Annotated in this window: 15 protein-coding genes; 1 reads left to right on the top strand and 14 read right to left on the bottom strand. The window is 71.4% G+C overall.

Translation table 11 applies throughout. The features are described 5' to 3' along the window. The first annotated feature begins 201 nt into the window (after positions 1 to 201). Positions 202 to 1,026 (top strand): tyrosine-protein phosphatase, encoded by an 825-nt coding sequence (locus tag ACFYXS_RS16005; protein WP_389248307.1) that lies wholly within the window; start codon positions 202 to 204, stop codon positions 1,024 to 1,026. A 16-nt stretch (positions 1,027 to 1,042) separates the two neighbouring features. Here the strand turns inward: ACFYXS_RS16005 and ACFYXS_RS16000 are convergent, their stop codons facing one another. From ACFYXS_RS16000 to ACFYXS_RS15935, 14 genes are all read right to left on the bottom strand, one after another. After that, positions 1,043 to 1,174 carry a DUF6126 family protein gene (locus tag ACFYXS_RS16000; RefSeq protein WP_389248305.1) on the bottom strand — a complete coding sequence of 44 codons (132 nt, stop codon included), beginning with the start codon at positions 1,172 to 1,174 and terminating at the stop codon, positions 1,043 to 1,045. Between the two features lie 22 nt (positions 1,175 to 1,196). Next, positions 1,197 to 1,814 (bottom strand): helix-turn-helix domain-containing protein, encoded by a 618-nt coding sequence (locus ACFYXS_RS15995; protein ID WP_389248303.1) that lies wholly within the window; start codon positions 1,812 to 1,814, stop codon positions 1,197 to 1,199. 73 nt (positions 1,815 to 1,887) lie between these two features. Then, positions 1,888 to 3,291 carry an aspartate aminotransferase family protein gene (locus ACFYXS_RS15990; protein ID WP_389248301.1) on the bottom strand — a complete coding sequence of 468 codons (1,404 nt, stop codon included), beginning with the start codon at positions 3,289 to 3,291 and terminating at the stop codon, positions 1,888 to 1,890. Next, positions 3,272 to 5,197, bottom strand: a complete 1,926-nt coding sequence (gene dxs / locus ACFYXS_RS15985) for a 1-deoxy-D-xylulose-5-phosphate synthase (protein ID WP_389248299.1) — start codon at positions 5,195 to 5,197, stop codon at positions 3,272 to 3,274. The genes ACFYXS_RS15990 and dxs overlap by 20 nt, the downstream gene beginning before the upstream one ends. 34 nt (positions 5,198 to 5,231) lie before the next feature. Beyond that, complete coding sequence (gene ispG / locus ACFYXS_RS15980) at positions 5,232 to 6,398, bottom strand: flavodoxin-dependent (E)-4-hydroxy-3-methylbut-2-enyl-diphosphate synthase (RefSeq protein WP_389248297.1); 1,167 nt, start codon at positions 6,396 to 6,398, stop codon at positions 5,232 to 5,234. Between the two features lie 7 nt (positions 6,399 to 6,405). Beyond that, complete coding sequence (gene hpnH, locus ACFYXS_RS15975) at positions 6,406 to 7,434, bottom strand: adenosyl-hopene transferase HpnH (RefSeq protein WP_389248295.1); 1,029 nt, start codon at positions 7,432 to 7,434, stop codon at positions 6,406 to 6,408. Positions 7,435 to 7,439: 5 nt separating this feature from the next. After that, positions 7,440 to 8,078: a 1-hydroxy-2-methyl-2-butenyl 4-diphosphate reductase gene (locus ACFYXS_RS15970; protein WP_389248293.1), complete on the bottom strand. Its 639-nt coding sequence runs from the start codon at positions 8,076 to 8,078 to the stop codon at positions 7,440 to 7,442. Next, the gene (shc, locus tag ACFYXS_RS15965; protein ID WP_389248291.1) at positions 8,078 to 10,105 is read right to left on the bottom strand and encodes a squalene--hopene cyclase; all 2,028 of its coding nucleotides are present in this window, start codon (positions 10,103 to 10,105) and stop codon (positions 8,078 to 8,080) included. The genes ACFYXS_RS15970 and shc overlap by 1 nt, the downstream gene beginning before the upstream one ends. A gap of 98 nt (positions 10,106 to 10,203) precedes the next feature. After that, positions 10,204 to 11,325: a polyprenyl synthetase family protein gene (locus ACFYXS_RS15960; protein WP_319657922.1), complete on the bottom strand. Its 1,122-nt coding sequence runs from the start codon at positions 11,323 to 11,325 to the stop codon at positions 10,204 to 10,206. Beyond that, positions 11,322 to 12,779, bottom strand: a complete 1,458-nt coding sequence (gene hpnE, locus ACFYXS_RS15955) for a hydroxysqualene dehydroxylase HpnE (RefSeq protein WP_389248289.1) — start codon at positions 12,777 to 12,779, stop codon at positions 11,322 to 11,324. The genes ACFYXS_RS15960 and hpnE overlap by 4 nt, the downstream gene beginning before the upstream one ends. Before the next feature lie 183 nt (positions 12,780 to 12,962). Next, complete coding sequence (hpnD, locus tag ACFYXS_RS15950; protein WP_389248868.1) at positions 12,963 to 13,871, bottom strand: presqualene diphosphate synthase HpnD; 909 nt, start codon at positions 13,869 to 13,871, stop codon at positions 12,963 to 12,965. A gap of 26 nt (positions 13,872 to 13,897) precedes the next feature. Then, positions 13,898 to 14,827, bottom strand: coding sequence for a squalene synthase HpnC (gene hpnC / locus ACFYXS_RS15945; protein WP_389248287.1), 930 nt, complete (start codon positions 14,825 to 14,827; stop codon positions 13,898 to 13,900). Positions 14,828 to 15,230: 403 nt separating this feature from the next. After that, positions 15,231 to 16,160 carry an ABC transporter permease gene (locus ACFYXS_RS15940; protein ID WP_389248285.1) on the bottom strand — a complete coding sequence of 310 codons (930 nt, stop codon included), beginning with the start codon at positions 16,158 to 16,160 and terminating at the stop codon, positions 15,231 to 15,233. A gap of 78 nt (positions 16,161 to 16,238) precedes the next feature. Further along, positions 16,239 to 17,084: a glycosyltransferase family 2 protein gene (locus tag ACFYXS_RS15935; protein WP_389248866.1), complete on the bottom strand. Its 846-nt coding sequence runs from the start codon at positions 17,082 to 17,084 to the stop codon at positions 16,239 to 16,241. Positions 17,085 to 17,120: the final 36 nt, after the last annotated feature.

The raw sequence follows: 17,120 nt of genomic DNA, 5'->3' as shown, positions 1-17,120 counted from the left end.
GGCCAATTCCGCCGCGGGCGGAATACGGCGGGGCCCCGGGGCGTCGTGCCGGACGGCCCGCGAGCCCTCCCCCGCGGCCGGTGGCCGCACCCCGGACATCACATACCGAGCGGTACGGCAAGGGATCCGGTGTGTCGTAGGGTCAGCAGTGTCCGGTCGCCGGTGACCAGCACCGCCCGGCCTGTGAGCAAAGGAGCGCCGGTGACCCAGCAGACGCCGCAGACCGCCTCGTCGGAGCCCGAGCTGACCGGTGTGCGCAACTTCCGTGACGTCGGCGGACTCCCGACGACCGACGGCCGCCGGGTGCGGCACGGACGGCTCTTCCGCAGCGGGCACCTGGCGCACACCACCGAGCAGGACGCCGCCTTCCTGGCCTCCCTCGGGCTGCACACGATCTTCGACTTCCGGAACTCCTCCGACATCAAGCTGGAGGGTCCCGACGTCGACCTGCCCGGCGTGCGCAACGTGAACATGCCGCTGAGCGACCCCGCCCACGGCGCCGAGTTCTGGACCACCGTCCGCGAGGGCGGCATCGAAGCGCTGCGCGACACCCTCGGCGACGGCCGGGCCGCCGACCGCATGGTCGAGGCCTACCACCGCATCGTGCTGGACCGCACCGCAGAGCACGGCCGCATGCTGGAGCTGCTGGCCGAGGAGGAGTCCGTGCCCGCGCTGCTGCACTGCGCCGCGGGCAAGGACCGCGCGGGCACCTCGATCGCCGTGATCCTGCTGGCCCTCGGCGTCGAGCGGGACGCGATCGTGGCGGACTACCTCAAGAGCAACGAGGCGCACCGCCGCTACCGCGTCCAGCGCGGCGAGCACGCCGAGCCGGCCGGGACCCCGGAGGTCATGGAGCTGCTGAGCCCGCTCTTCGACGCCCGCCAGGAGTACCTCGAGGCCGCCTTCGACACCATCGAGGAGCACTGGGGGTCGGTCGACCGCTACCTGGAGGACGGGCTCGGCCTCGCTCCGGAGCGCCGCGAGCGGCTGCGCGCGCTGCTGCTGGAGGACGCCGGACCCGCCTGAGCCGCCCGCCCGGGGCCTACTTGGCCCCGGCCAGGTGGAAGATCAGGAAGAAGAACGCGGCGATGATGTGCACCCCCACCAGGTAGATGAAGGCACGGACCTTGAAGCCCATCGGGGCCTTTTCGGAGCCGGAGATCTTGGCGGACACAGGGAGTCCTCTCATAGGGTCGTCAGGCGCCATGGGGTCGCGGTGCCCGGCCGTTGCCCAGGCAGAGGTCCGCGACGGGGCTGCGCAGCAGCGTGTGGACGAACAGCAGGTCGACGCCGCCGGGCGAGGCGGCCGCGATGCGGTGCGGGGTCATGGAGTCGAAGTGCGCGCTGTCGCCGGGTGCGAGCCTCTCCACGGCCTCGCCGAGGGTGAGCCGCAGCTCCCCCTTCAGCACGTACAGCCACTCCTCGCCGGGGTGCACCCGCACCAGCCCGTCCTGGGGTCCCGGGGGGACGTGCAGGCGCAGGGCCTGCATCGCCCGTCCCGGGTTGCCGGTCTGCCAGTACGTCCAGCCGCCGGCGTCCGCGGGCTCCACGGTCGCGGCGCGCACGACGGGGTCGCGCTCCGGGGCGGTCTCGCCGAGCAGCTCGGACACCGTGGTGCCGTAGGTCCGGGCGAGGGCGAGCAGCATGGGCAGTGACGGCTGCCGCTGCCCGGTCTCCAGCCGCGACAGGTGCGCGGGCGACAGCCCCGCACGGGCTGCGGCCGCTTCGAGGGTCAGGCCGCCGCTGCGGCGCAGATCCCGCAGCTGGGGGGCGACATCCGGCAGGGGCTCGTCCTGCCCCGGTGTCGAGGTCATGCTCCAGGTATAGACACACTTCGCCCCGGAGGCAAAAAACTTGCCTCCGGGGCAAAAGAAGCCGGGCGGACGGTCAGCGGTTGGCGACCGCCTGCTTCACCAGTGTCCTGCCGAACTCCCACATCAGGCCACCGCCACCGTGTGCGTCGTCCATCACGGCGGTGAAGGCGGTCACGAAGCGGTCCACCTCCTCCTCACCGATGATCAGCGGCGGGATCAGCTTGATCACCTCCAGGTGGTCGCCGGAGACCTGGGTGAGGATGCGGTGCCGCTGCAGCAGCGGCACCACCACCATCTGCGCGAACAGCCCCTTGCGGGCCGCCTGGAGCATCGTCCAGCGGCTGCGCAGGCCGAGCGACTTCGGGCGGCCGAACTCGATGCCGATCATCAGGCCGCGGCCGCGGACCTCGTGCAGCAGCTCGTAGCGGTCCACCAGGGCGGCCAGCCGCGTGCGCAGCAGGTCGCCGCTGACCCGGGCGTTGGCCACGATCTGCTCGTCCTCCATCACGGACAGTGTGGCCAGGCCCGCCACCATCGCCTGCGCGTTGGCGCCGAAGCTGGCGGAGTGCACCAGCACCCGGTCCATCGAGGAGTAGACCTTCTTGAAGATCCAGTCCTTGCCGAGGGTGGCACCGACCGGCACGTAGCCGCCGGAGAGCGCCTTGCTGACGCACACCAGGTCCGGCTCCACGCCCTCCTCGTGCTGATAGGCGAAGAAGTCGCCGGTGCGGCCGAGGCCGGTCTGCACCTCGTCAGCGATCAGCAGGGCCTTGTGGCGGTGCAGCAGGTCCTGCGCGGCCCGCAGGTAGCCCGGGGGCGCCGCGTGGACGCCCTTGCCCTGGATGGGCTCGACGATCAGCGCCGCGACGTCCCCGCGGGCCAGCTCGCGCTCCAGAGCGGCGAGGTCGCCCAGCGGCACCGCAGTGTCCGGCAGCAGCGGGGCGAAGCCGTCGCGGAAGCCGCCCTCGCCGTTGACGGACAGGGAGCCCGTCGTCAGCCCGTGGAAGGCGTGGTCGCAGTAGAGCACCCGCGGCCTGCCGGTGACGAAGCGGGCGAACTTCAGGGCGGTCTCCACCGCCTCCGTGCCGCTGTTGCCGAAGAACACCCGGTCCAGGTGGGGGGTGTACGACAGCAGCTTCTCGGCGAGCAGTCCGGGCAGCGGCTGGCAGTCGAAGCGCGTGAGGTCGGCCAGCCCGGCGTCCAGGACGTCGTGCAGGGCCTTGCGGACGACGGGGTGGTGACGGCCGAGGCCCATCACCCCGAACCCGGCGAGCATGTCCAGGTAGTCCTGGCCCTCGTCGTCCCAGAAGTACGCGCCCTCCGCCCGCTCGTAGACCTTGTCGAAGCCGATGGTGTGCAGCATCCGCGGCAGTTGGTGGTTGAGGTAGCGGCCGTGCAGGTCGTAGCGCTCAGCGCCCCGCTCGGCCAGCAGCGTCGCCAGGTCGAAGCCCTTCGGCTCAGGATCGGGCGGTGTCATCGCTCGTGTACTCCTCGGTCCGTTGCTCCGTGTGCGCCCCGATACGGGCGAGGGTCGCGCCGATGCGGCCCGCGATCTCCGCCGGCGTGAGCCCGATGTCGGCCAGCAGTTCACCGCGCTTGGCGTGGGCGAGGAACTGCTGCGGGATGCCGAAGTCACGCACCGGCACATCCGCGTCGGCGTCCCGAAGGGCCTGGGCCACCGCCGAACCGACGCCCCCCGCACGGCCGTTGTCCTCGACGACGGCCACCATGCGGTGCCCGGCCGCCAGCCCTGGCAGGGCCGCGTCCAGCGGCTTGACCCAGCGGGGGTCGACGACGGTGACGCCGATGCCCCGCTCGCGCAGCAGGGCGGCCGCGGCGAGGCAGACGTGCCCCAGCGCGCCGACGGAGACCATGAGGACGTCGGGCCGCTCGCCGCGGTGCAGGACGTCCATGCCGCCGACCCGGTCGATGGCCGGCAGCGGCTCTCCGACCGTCTCCTTCGGGAAGCGGACGACGGTCGGCGCGTCGTCCACGTCGACCGCCTCGCGCAACTGGGCGCGCAACTGGTCGGCGTCGCGCGGGGCGGCGATCCGCAGGCCGGGCACGACCTGGAGGATCGACATGTCCCACATGCCGTTGTGCGAGGCACCGTCGTCGCCCGTCACACCGGCCCGGTCCAGGACGAAGGTGACCCCGCACCTGTGCAGCGCCACGTCCATCAGCACTTGGTCGAAGGCCCGGTTGAGGAACGTCGCGTAGACCGCGACGACCGGGTGCAGGCCACCGGTGGCCAGACCCGCGGCCGACACCGCGGCGTGCTGCTCGGCGATGCCCACGTCGTACACGCGGCGCGGGAATGCCTTGGCGAACTTCTCCAGACCCACCGGCTGCAGCATCGCCGCGGTGATCGCCACGACGTCCTGCCGCTCGGCGCCGATCTTCAGCATCTCGTCACCGAAGACCGAGGTCCACTTCGGACCGCTCGACGGGGTCAGCGGCTCGCAGGTCAACGGGTCCATGGCGCCCACCGCGTGGAAGCGGTCGGCCTCGTCGCGCTCGGCGAAGGCGTACCCGCGGCCCTTCTCGGTGAGGCAGTGCACCAGGACCGGCCCGCTGAAGCGCCGGGCCCGGCGCAGTGCGGACTCCACCGCCGCGACGTCGTGGCCGTCGATGGGACCGACGTACTTCAGGCCCAGGTCCTCGAACATGCCCTGCGGCGCGAAGGCGTCCTTGAAGCCCTTCTTGGCGCCGTGCAGGGACTCGTAGAGCGGCTTGCCGACGACCGGGGTCTGGTTGAGCACCTGCTTGCCCCAGGCGAGGAAGCGTTCGTAGCCGTCGGTGGTGCGCAGTGCGGCCAGGTGGTTGGCCAGGCCGCCGATGGTCGGCGCGTAGGAGCGCTCGTTGTCGTTGACGACGACGATGAGCGGGCGGTCCTTCGCGGCGGCGATGTTGTTCAGCGCCTCCCACGCCATGCCGCCGGTCAGCGCGCCGTCACCGATGACGGCCACGACGTGGTCCTGGCGGCCCAGCACCTGGTTGGCCTTGGCGAGGCCGTCCGCCCAGCCCAGCACCGTGGAGGCGTGGCTGTTCTCGATGACGTCGTGCTCGGACTCGGCGCGCGACGGATAGCCGGAGAGCCCCCCCTTGCCGCGCAGCTTGGAGAAATCCTGACGTCCCGTCAGGATCTTGTGCACATAGGACTGATGACCCGTGTCCCACAGGATCCGGTCGGCCGGCGAGTCGAAGACCCGGTGCAGCGCGATCGTCAGCTCGACCACGCCGAGATTGGGCCCCAGGTGACCACCGGTTCTGGCGACCGCCTGCACCAGGAAGTCACGGATCTCCACGGCGAGTTCGTCCAGCCGCTCCTGCGGGAGGACCTTCAGATCGCGCGGACCACGGATGTTTTCGAGCAGCGACACTTTCCCACCTCGCTCCCCTCCGGGGATGGTTCGCTCAACTCACACTGATCTGCGGCTCCCCTGACGGGACCCCGTCGGCCTCCATCTGCTCGGCGAGCTTCATGGCCTCCTCGATGAGGGTCTCCACGATCTTCGACTCCGGCACGGTCTTGATGACCTCGCCCTTCACGAAGATCTGCCCCTTGCCGTTGCCCGAGGCCACCCCCAGGTCCGCCTCACGCGCCTCACCCGGGCCGTTGACGACACAGCCCATCACCGCGACCCGCAGCGGGACCTCCATGCCCTCCAGACCCGCCGTCACCTCATCGGCCAGCTTGTACACATCCACCTGCGCCCGCCCGCACGACGGGCACGACACGATCTCCAGCCGCCGCTGCCGCAGGTTCAGCGACTCCAGGATCTGGATACCGACCTTGACCTCCTCCGCCGGAGGAGCCGACAGCGACACCCGGATCGTGTCCCCGATGCCCTCGCTCAGCAGCGCGCCGAACGCCACCGCCGACTTGATCGTGCCCTGGAACGCCGGACCCGCCTCGGTGACCCCCAGGTGCAGCGGATAGTCGCACTGCTGCGCCAGCAACCGGTAGGCGTTGACCATCACGACCGGGTCGTTGTGCTTCACCGAGATCTTGATGTCACGGAAGCCGTGCTCCTCGAACAGCGAGCACTCCCACAGCGCCGACTCCACCAGCGCCTCGGGCGTGGCCTTGCCGTACTTCTCCAGCAGGCGCTTGTCCAGGGAACCGGCGTTCACGCCGATCCGGATCGGGGTACCGGCGTCGGAGGCCGCCTTGGCGATCTCCTTCACCTTGTCGTCGAACTGCCGGATGTTGCCCGGGTTCACCCGCACCGCCGCACAGCCCGCGTCGATCGCCGCGAACACGTACTTCGGCTGGAAGTGGATGTCCGCGATCACCGGGATCTGCGACTTCCTCGCGATCTGCGGCAGCGCGTCCGCGTCGTCCTGCGAGGGGCAGGCGACCCGCACGATCTGGCAACCGGCCGCCGTCAGTTCGGCGATCTGCTGCAGCGTCGCGTTGACGTCGGCGGTCAGTGTCGTCGTCATCGACTGGACGGAGACCGGCGCGTCGCCGCCCACCGCCACCGGCCCGACCTGGATGCGCCGCGAACGGCGGCGCTCCGCGAGCGGTCGGGCCGGTACGGAGGGCAGGCCGAGCGACACACGCTCGACTGCTGTCATCGCGACGTCACTTCCCGCGGTTTCCGGCGACAGTCTCGCGGCTCGCCCTGATGGACTCCTTCAGGGAGGTCATCGTGGCCAGGACGGCGGTCGGCTCGTAGCCGCAGTGCGCCATGCAGTTGGCGCAGCGCGGGTCCTTGCCGCGGCCGTACTTGCTCCAGTCGGTGTCCTCGATGAGCTCCTTGTACGTGGTCACGTACCCGTCGCTCATCAGGTAGCAGGGGCGCTGCCAGCCGAAGAGCGAGTAGTTGGGGATGGCCCACGCCGTGCAGGGGAAGTCGACCTTCCCCTCCAGGAAGTCCAGGAAGAGCGGACTGTGGTTGAGCCGCCACCGCGCCCGGTTGCCGCCGGAGAAGGCCTTCCGGAACAGCTCGCGGGTCTGCTCCACGCCGAGGAAGTGCTCCTGGTCGGGAGCCTTCTCGTAGGCGTACGCCGGCGAGATCATCATCTCGTCGACCTGGAGCTCGTCATTGAGGAAGTTGAGCACCTCGATGATGGTCTGCGGGGTGTCGGTGTTGAAGAAGGTCGAGTTCGTGGTGACCCGGAAACCGCGCCGCTTGGCCTCCTTGATCGCCTCGACGGCCTCGTCGAAGACGCCCTCCTTGGCGACCGATTCGTCGTGCCGCTCACGCAGGCCGTCGATGTGCACGGCGAACGCGAAATACCGCGACGGCGTGAACTTCTCCAGCTTCTTGCGCAGCATCATGGCGTTGGTGCAGAGGAAGACGTACTTCTTCTTCGCCACCAACTGCCGCACGATCTCGTCGATCTGCGGGTGCATCAACGGTTCTCCACCGGCGATGGAGACCATCGGCGCACCGGATTCCAGTACGGCGCCGACCGCCTGGGCGACGGGCATGCGCTGCTTGAGCACGCCGGCGGGGTGCTGGATCTTCCCGCAGCCCTCGCATTTCAGGTTGCAGGCGAAGAGCGGCTCCAGTTCGACGATGAGAGGGAACTTCTCGCGCCTGCGGAGCATTTTCTGTTCGAAGAGATAGGTGCCGACCCGGATGGACTGACGAAGAGGCATGGCCATCTAGCTCACCTCCAGGGGAGCGCGGTAGAGCGGTGCCAATCAAGAAACGCGGGAAGAAGATCCCTCAGTACACGGAACGCGGTGATCCCGGTGCGGAGGGTGCCGAGGCGCACGAGCTCGAACTCGGGCGTGTCGACGACCACACGGGCCGCCGCGACGGGGCGTGGGCCCCGGGCGAGCGCGGCCCGCATCATCGCCGCCGACTCCATGTCGACGGCGATGGCGCCGGTGGACCGGAGCGCCAGCCGCTCCGGTCCCCGTACCACATGGTCGGACTCCGCGAGCCGGCCGATGTGCACGGTGTGTCCGGCCGCCTTGAGCGCGGCGGCCAGTGTTGCACCGTCCTGCGGACCGTCGGCGACGACCACGTCGCCGGGCCGCATTCCGGTGGCCAGTCCGGCACAGAAGCCGGTGGTGAGGACGGGGGCCCCGTCGAGCGCGGGGTCGCGCAGCGCCTCCGTGACGGCGCGCTCGGCCGCCTGCGGTCCCATGCCCGTGCGCACGAAGACGACCGGAGGTCCCTCCCCCTTAGCGCGACGCGGGTAGGCCCCCGCCGCGGCGCGCGCACGGCCGCCGCCGCGCAGTGCGAACCGTTCCATCCGCAGCGCGCAGACGATGAGCAGAGGTGGGCCGGACGGCCCCATCAGTCCCCCTTCCGTACTCCGCCGAAGGGCTCCCCGTGCACATAGCGCCCGAGGGCGGTGAGCGGGAACACCATGCGGTAGAGGTGGTAGTTGATGGAGAAGTCGCGCGGGAAGCCGGTGCCCGTGAAGTACGGCTCGTCCCAGGAGCCGTCCTCCTTCTGCGTGTCGACGAGCCGGCGCACACCGCGCACGACGGCCTCGCTCTCCCGCTCCCCGGCCGCCAGCAGGGCCATCAGCGCCCAGGCGGTCTGGGAGGGGGTCGAATCGCCGCGGCCGACCCAGTCGGCGGAGGAGTAGGACCGCAGGTCCTCGCCCCAGCCGCCGTCCTCGTTCTGCACGGACTCCAGCCAGGACACGGCACGCCGGACTGCGGGGTGACTGCCCGGCAGCCCGGCCGCGACGAGGGCGGGGACCACCGACCCCGTTCCGTAGACGTAGTTGACGCCCCAGCGGCCGAACCAGGCCCCGTTGGGCTCCTGTTCGGCGAGCAGCCAGTCGATGCCGCGGCGGGTGTGGGGGTCGTGCTCCAGACCGAGGGCGGCCAGCATCTCGACCACGTGCGCGGTCACGTCGGCCGACGGCGGGTCGATGACCTCGCCGAAGTCGCAGAAGGGCAGCCGGTTGGGGAAGCGGCTGGTGTTGTCGGCGTCGAACGCGCCCCACGCACCGTTCTTGGACTGCATGCCCAGGTTCCAGCGCACGCCGCGCTCGACCGCGGACCGCACCCTGCCCGGCTCGGGGTGGTCGACGCGCAGCAGCGCGAGGACGACCTCGGCCGTGTCGTCGATGTCGGGGTAGGTGTCGTTCTCGAACTCGAACGCCCAGCCCCCGGAAGGCAGGTCGGGCCGCTGCACGGCCCAGTCGCCGCGCTTGCTGATCTGCTCGCCCAGCATCCACTCGGCCGCCTTGACCAGGGCCGGGTCGTCGGCCGGGACCCCCGCGTCGGCGAGGGCGATGGCGGCCAGACAGGTGTCCCAGACCGGCGACTGGCACGCCTCGATCATGCGCGTGTCCTCGTCCGGCCAGACCGCGAAGTCGTCCAGCGCCCGCAGGCCGGCGCGGAGCACGGGGTGGTCCAGGTCGTAGCCGAGCAGGTGGAGCGCGATCACCGAGTAGACGGCGGGAGGCTGGATGCCGCCGAAGCAGCCGTCGTTCTCCTGCCGCTCGATGATCCAGCGGGCGGCGGAGCGCAGTGCGGCCTGGCGCAGCGGGCGGACGCTGACCTTGCGGTAGGCGTGCAGGGCCCGGTCGATCCGCTGGAACACCCCGTCCCAGCTGCCGACGAAGGCGCGCTTGGCCGGCGGATTCGGCCGCGCCGGGTCGACGTGCAGTTCGTCGAGTCCGAAGGAGACCGGCCGCACCGGCCGGTGGGCGGCGACGACGGTGAGCGGCACGATGGTCTGCCGGGCCCAGCTGGCGAACGAGTAGATGTTCAGCGGTGCCCACTTGGGCAGGAAGATCAGTTCCGGCGGCAGCTCGGGCAGGTCCTCCCAGCGCCACCAGCCGAACAGGGCGAGCCAGATCCTCGTGAACACCCGGGCCCTGGCGACACCGCCCTGCTCGCGCACGAAGGCGGAGGCCGCGGACATCCACGGGGCGTCAGGCGCGTCCCCCGCGAGCCGGAGCGCGACGTACGCCTCGACGGTGGCCGAGACATCGCCGGGCCCGCCGTGGAACGTCGGCCAGGCACCGTCGCCGCGCTGCTGGGACCTGATCCAGCGGGCGGCGGCCGCGACGATCCGCTCGTCCTGGATACCGAGGAACTGACGGAGCAACAAGTCCTCGGCGTCCATCGTCACGTTGGTCTCGAGGTCGCCCTTCCACCATCCCTCAGGATGCTGACGGGCCAGCAGGTGGTCGGTGGCGCGGCGCGCCGCGTATGCCGCCGCCTCCACGACCGGACGTGTCGTACCGTCCCGAGACGAACCGGACGTCTGATACGTCGGTCTGCCCGCTGCCTTCGTGCTGGCCGAGGGTGTCCCGGAGGCCGCGATGCCCCCGGAACCGCCGTCGGTCGTCGCTGTCATGGCTTCCCCTTTGCACAGTCGTTCTGTCTGCGGTGTTGGGGCTGCCGTCGGCCGCTACTCGCTACCGGCCGGCGACGTACTGCGCTCCACCTACGTCCTTACTTCTCGCGAACCACCACAAAATCCGCCAGACCCACGAGCTTACGGCGAACTTCACCCGACATGTCCATTTTGTCGAGCGCGGAAATTGCGGTGGCGTACTGGCGTCGGGCCTCCTGGGATGTCCACTCCCGACCCCCAGCCTCCTCGATCAACGCCGCCCTCGTCGCGAACTCTTCCTCGTCGAAGGACTCAATATCATTACGGTCCAACGAATCCGCGGCCTTCGCATCCGCTGCCAGCAGCTCGGCCAGGCGCTCCGAGGCCGGACCCCCCGCGGCCAGCGCGGCCACCACCGGCAGCGACTTCTTGCGCTGGCGCAGGTCGCTCCAGGTCTGCTTGCCGGTCGCCGCCGGGTCGCCCCAGATGCCCAGCAGGTCGTCGATGGCCTGGAAGGCCAGACCCAGGTGGTACCCGTACTCCTCCAGGGCGTCGGCGTCCGCCTCGGAGGCGCCGCCGAGCACCGCGCCGATGGAGGAGGCGCAGGCCAGCAGGGCGCCGGTCTTGTTGCCCTCCATCTCCAGGCACTCCTGGACGGTGACCCGCTCGCGGTGCTCGAAGGAGATGTCCTGCGCCTGACCGTCGATCAGCTTCCGGGTGGCGGTGGTGATCCGCCGGGTGGCGCGGCCGGCCTCAGCGGTGCCCTGCTCCAGCAGGATCTCGTTCGCGAGCGCGAACAGCGCGTCGCCGACCAGGATCGCCTGGGCCGGACCGTGCACCTTCCAGACCGTGTCGCGGTGCCTGCGCTGCTCGTCGCCGTCCATCAGGTCGTCGTGCAGCAGCGAGAAGTTGTGCACCAGCTCGACCGCGACCGCGCCGGGGATGCCGGTCTCCGGGCCCGCGCCCGCGGCCTCGGCGGAGAGCAGGGCGAGTGCGGGACGGACGGCCTTGCCGCTGTCCCCGTGGGTGGGGTTGCCCGCGGCGTCGATCCACCCGAAGTGGTAGGCGGCGACGGTGTCCATGGGGGGTGCGAGACGGTCCACGGCGGCGCGCAGCACCGGCGTGGACAGCTCGCGGCCGCGCTCCAGCAGCGCGGTCACGGTCGCTCTGTCGACGCCCGCGTTCATCTGCTCGTGGCCAGCGGTCACATTGTCTCCTCTGGTTGCACTGGTGAGGCTCATGCCGGCTCCAGGCCTTCGATTTCGAAGGGGCGTGGGTCGAAGGGATGGCGGAGTGCGGTCAAAGCTGCTCGGGAGGCTTGCAAACCGCTGCGGACCGCACTTTCCATGGTCGCGGGCCAGCCGGTGGCAGTCCACGCACCGGCGAGCCAGACGCCCGGTGCCCCGGTACGGGTCCCGGGGCGCAGGGCACCGACACCGGGGGCCGGCGCGAACGTCGCCGTCCGCTCCCGGGTGACGAAGAAGTCGCGTACGACGGCGTCGCGGGCGGCCGGGAGCAGCCGCTCCAGCTCGGGCAGGTAGCGCTTGCGCAGCTCCGCCACCGGGAGGTCGATCTCCTCCTCGGCCGCGGACTGGGACAGGGCGAGGTACTGTCCGCCGCCCGTGAGCCCGGAGGGCTCCGTACGGTCGAAGACCCACTGCACGGGGCTGCCGAGGGCCGCGAAGAACGGCTGCCGCAGCACCTCGCGGTCGTAGACGACGTGGACGTTGAGGATCGGCGCGGTGCCGATGCGCAGCAGGGCGCCGGGGTCCTCCAGGGCGCCCGCGGGCAGCAGTCCGTGCGCCTCCTGCTGCGGGACGGCCAGCACCACGACGTCGGCGGTGATGCGCTCGCCGCGGCCGGGGCCGGTCTCGGCCTCGACCTCCCAGACCGCGCCGCTCTCGCCGCTCCCGCGGGTGTCGGCGGCCGCCCCGGACCGTACCGGCTCGGCCGCGTCCGTGCGGGTGACCGAGGTGACGCGGGCGCGCAGCAGGGTGCGCACCCCGGCCTTGTCCAGGGCCGTGCGGGCGCGGTCGTCGTGCAGCTCGCCGAGCGGCCGGGCGGCCCAGCCGATGTCGGCGGCGCCGGGGTCGGAGAGCAGGCCGGTCTTGAAGACCTTGGCGGCCAGGGCGAGCGAGGAACGGTCCGCGGTGGCGTTGAGCGTCGCGACGCCGACCAGGTCCCACAGGGCCTCGATCGTGCGGGCCGACTGGCCGCGCCGGCTCAGCCAGCTGCCGAAGTCCACGGCGTCCAGCGCGGGATCGTCGAGGTCCAGTCCGCGCAGCGCGAGCGCGGCCCGGCCGACGGAGGCGCGCTCGGCGAGCGACAGGTGCGGGTAGGTGGCCAGGCTCGCGGCCAGGTGCAGCGGGACCGGGAGCGCGGCCCGGCGCAGCCGGCCGAGCCGCGGCCGCGCGCCGCCGACGTCGAGCACGGGCACGTCGAGCCGGTCCTGCACGGTGACGAGGTCGGCCGCGTCGATCCGGTCCAGGAACCCGCGGTACGCGTCGCAGCAGCGCAGGAAGACGTGCTGGCCGTTGTCGACGGTCAGGTCGCCGCGCTGGAAGGAGAAGGCGAGGCCGCCCAGCCGGGGCCGCGTCTCCAGCAGGGTGACGCGCAGCCCGGCGTCGGCCAGGGCCAGGGCCGCGGTCGTGCCCGCGAGCCCGCCCCCGACCACGACAGCCGTGTGCTCAGCCATGCGTCCTCCCCCTCGGCCCGCCCCGTGGGGCGCACCGTACCGTTGCCGACAGTGACGCGCCGGACACGGTGCCGGTTGCCACGCCGGGGCGGAAAAACCCGTTCGTCCGCGGCGGGGCGGATTGCGTGCCCGGTTCGGACGCGCCGCCGGGAGCGGCGGCGCCCGTGGCCGCTGGGGCGGGTGTCACACGCGCCTCCTGGCCGCCCGGCGGGCGTCGAGTCCGGCCAGGCCGCGGGCCGCGACGTACGCCTTCTCGTGGGCGGGCAGCGAGACCCGGCCGCGCAGCACGGCCTCGGGGTCGGCGGCGATGCGCTCCAGCAGTCGGCGGTAGATGCCCGCCATCGCGGAGACGCAGGCGCCGCTGCGGCGGTCCAGCATGGGCAGCAGCCGGTAGCCGTCGGCGAACAGGGCGCGGGCCCGGCGCACCTCGAACTCGATCAGGCCGGCGAAGTCCGCGCCCCGCGGCGGGGTGTCGGAGTGGAATCCCTCCGAACAGCCGAACTTGGCCAGGTCGTTGGCGGGCAGGTAGGTGCGCCCGTTGCTCGCGTCCTCGCGCAGGTCCCGCAGGATGTTGGTGAGTTGCAGGGCGAGCCCGAGGGTGTCGGCGTACTCGGCGGCGCGCTCGCGCTCCTCCGCGGAGGTCGCCGTCCCGAAGACGCCGAGCGACAGCCGGCCGATGGCCCCGGCGACGCAGCGGCAGTAGGCCGCCAGGTCCTCCCAGGTCTCGTAGGTGTCGCCGCGCAGGTCCATCTGGACGCCGTCGATGAGCTCGTCGAGCCCGCCGAGCGGGATCGGGAAGCGCCGCGCGGAGTCGGCCAGGGCCACCGCCACGGGGTCGGTGTCCTCCTCGGTGACCTCGCCGGCGCGCACCCGGGCCAGCGCCGCGCGCGTCTGGTCCAGCCTGGCCTGCTTGTCGGCGGGCGCGAGGTCGCCGTCGCCGATGTCGTCGACCCGGCGGGAGAAGGCGTACAGGGCCGACATCGCCTGCCGTTTGGGGGTGGGCAGGAGCCGGATGCCGTAGGCGAAGTTGCGGGCTTCGTGGCCGGTGACACTCTCGCAGTAGGCGTACGCCGCGAGCACCGGTCCGGACATGCGATCGGAGCCGTTCACTGTCCGGCTCACCCCTCTCTTCGCAATGTCGACCCCACCTCGCGCAGGAGGCTGTACTTGCCCGCCTTCGGCGGCCCAGGCAGCACGTCGTACCCGGCGTCCGCGATCGCCCGGAGGGCGGCGCGGCCTCCCCCGACGAATCCGGCGAGCAGCAGCTTGAGCCTGCCGTGGACGCTACCCACCAAGGGGGTGCCTTCATTCAGAAGATCGCGGGCGCGTTCCGCTTCATGGGCCACCAGCGCGCGCACCGATGCGCCCGCGGTCGCGGCGGTGAGATCGGTTTCGGTCACGCCGAAGTGCTTCATGTCCTCGGCGGGCAGGTAGATGCGGTCGCGGCCGAGGTCCTCGGTCACGTCCTGGAGGTGCTCGACGATCTGCAGTGCGGTGCAGACCGCGTCCGAGCGGCGGATCCGCTCGGGGGTGGAGGTGCCGGTGATGCCCAGTACGAGGCGGCCGACCGGGTTGGCCGACAGTTCGCAGTAGGCCAGCAGGTCCTCGTACGTGGCGTAGCGGCGGACGAGCTGGTCCTGCCGGTTGGCCTCCACGAGGCCGAGGAACGGCTCCGGGGTGAGGCCGTGCCGCTGCACGGTGGGCCGCAGGGCGCGGAGCAGGGGGTGCCGGATCGTGTCCGGCGGGCCGTCGAAGACCCGGCGCAGATCGGCCTCGAAGGCGTCGAGCATGGCCAGGCGGTCGTCGGCGGCGTCGGCGGGCAGCCCCAGGCGCAGGGCGTCCTCGCGGCCGCCGCCGGCCAGGTCGCCGTCGCCGATGTCGTCCACGAGCCGGGCGTAGCCGTAGACCGCCATGAGGTCACCCCGCCAGGAGCGGGGCAGGAAGAAGGGGGCGACCGGGAAGTTCTCCCTTGTCGCCTTGGCGAGGACGGCCTGTGAATGGGCGTCCGGGGCCGTGTCGCCCGAAGCCGCGGGGCGCAGGCCGGTCACCGTGGACGTCCCGGTGTTCGGGCGGTGGGCGCTTTCTCCCCAGGGGTCCACAGAGCCATAGCCGTCACATCCCCCGTTCTACACTGATAGCCCATAACACCCAATTTCGGACACGCCGCTGCCATATCTCCTGCTCCGGGCCACCGCGTACCCGAACCGACTCTCCGGACGTATCGCCTGAGATCCGGCGATTGAGTACCGCTACAGCTTACGGCGCAGGGCCCCCCAGGCGTGCGCCGGGGTGCACAACGATGTCGATCCGCAAGCTCCAACGCGCATTCGGAGAGTCGCCTTCCAGGGTGCTGGCAAAGTCCCGTAAAAATCAGGAGCCACACAGGTCCCGAATGACCGTTTCGACCACACGCCTCACTACGGCGGGCCCAACACGTGATGAATTTCGAGGTCAGCCGCGTCCGTACTGCTCCTCGGCCTTCCAGAAGTAGACGAAACCGCCCACACCGGTCGCCACCGCCCAGCCCAGCGCGACCGGCCACACGTGCGGCGGCAGCTGGTCCGCGGTGAAGCTGTCGATCAGCGCGAAGCGCACGAGGTCGATGTAGACGGCGGCGGGATTGAGCTGCAGGGCCAGCTGGACCGGCGCCGGGGCGTGCGCCGTGAAGTGCGTGATGCTGTACATCACGCCGGAGGTGTACATCCATGTGCGCAGGATGAACGGCATCAACTGCGCCAGGTCGGTCATCTTGCTGCCCAGCCGCGCCATGATCATCGCGAGCCCCGCGTTGAACAGCGACTGCAGCAGCAGCGCCGGCACGACGAGCACCCAGCTCGTGCGCGGCACCTCACCGGTCATGAGCACGATGGCCAGCAGCACGAACATCGACATCAGCAGTTGCTGGAGCTGCACGAGCGTGAACGCCAGCGGCATCGAGGCGCGGGGGAAGTGCAGCGCCCGGATCAGGCCGAGGTTGCCGGAGATCGAGCGGACCCCTGCCATGACCGAGGACTGGGTGTAGGTGAACACGAAGACGCCCGTGACCAGGAACGCGATGAAGTTGTCCACGCCGCGGTCGGTGCCCAGCAGCAGACCGAAGATGAAGTAGTAGACGGCCGCGTTGAGCAGCGGCGTCAGCACCTGCCACAGCTGGCCCAGCCGGGCCTGGGTGTACTGCGCCGAGACCCGGGCCCTGGCGAACGACGAGATGAAGTGCCTGCGGCCCCACAACTGCCGCACGTAGGCGGGCAGGGCCGGCCGGGCGCCGCTGACGGCGAGGCCGTACTTGGCCGCGAGCTCGGCCGAGGTCAGGCCGTCGTCCGCGGACGACGCCGAACCGGCACCCATGGCGACCGTACCGTCGTGCGTTGTCTCGCTCACTGTCGACACTTTCGTCCCGTGGGTGCGCGTCCGGCGGGGGGCACCGGACGCGCCGTGTCCTGTCGACTTTCGAGCTTGTCAGATGATCGGGGGTCGGCCCAGTCGGGCGAGCCGCCAGACGGTGGACCACCGCATGGGCCGGCGCGGGCCGCAGGGGGTCGTCCAGCCCTCCCGGAACCCGCCGAACCAGGCGCGCAGCGCCGGTCGCGACGGCCGCCGCAGCAGGGTCAGCAGCATCCAGACGCCCAGGTACGCCGGTATCAGCGTCCAGGGCAGATTGCGCCGGGCGAGCCACACGCGGTTGCGGGCCACCATGCGGTGGTAGACCGCGTGCCGGCTCGGGGCGGTCAGCGGGTGGTAGAGGACCATGTCGGAGCGGTAGTCGATCAGCCAGCCCGCGTCGAGGGCCCGCCAGGCGAGGTCGGTCTCCTCGTGGGCGTAGAAGAACTCGTCCGGCAAGCCGCCGACCTGCTGGAAGACCTTCGTGCGAACGGCATTGGCGCCGCCCAGGAAGGTCGTGACGCGCGAGGAGCGCATCGGGTCGGAGGCCCGCAGCCGGGGGACGTGGCGGCGCTGGGTGACGCCGGACTCCGGATCGGCGATCCGGAAGCTGACGATGCCGAGGTGGGGGTCGTCGGCGAAGGCCTCGCGGACCAGCGCCGCGGTGTCCTCGTTGGGCAGCAGCCCGTCGTCGTCGAGGAACAGCAGGACGTCGACGTCCCGGCCGCCGGGCCCGAAGACCTCGATGCCGACGTTGCGTCCGCCGGGGATGCCCAGGTTCTCGGGCAGCTCCACGGACCGCACGCCGGCCGGCAGCTCGGGCAGCGGTGAGCCGTTGCCGACCACGGCGACCTCTATGGCCGGGCCGGCCTGCTTGGCGACCGAGTCCAGCAGGTCGCGCAGTTCCTCCGGACGGTTGCCCATGGTGATGATCACCGCGCCGAGGCGCACCGATTCCGC

This window comes from Streptomyces sp. NPDC002574 (genome assembly GCF_042889545.1).
Classification (GTDB): Bacteria; Actinomycetota; Actinomycetes; order Streptomycetales; family Streptomycetaceae; genus Actinacidiphila.
This window is presented reverse-complemented; position numbering and strand designations above follow the sequence as displayed.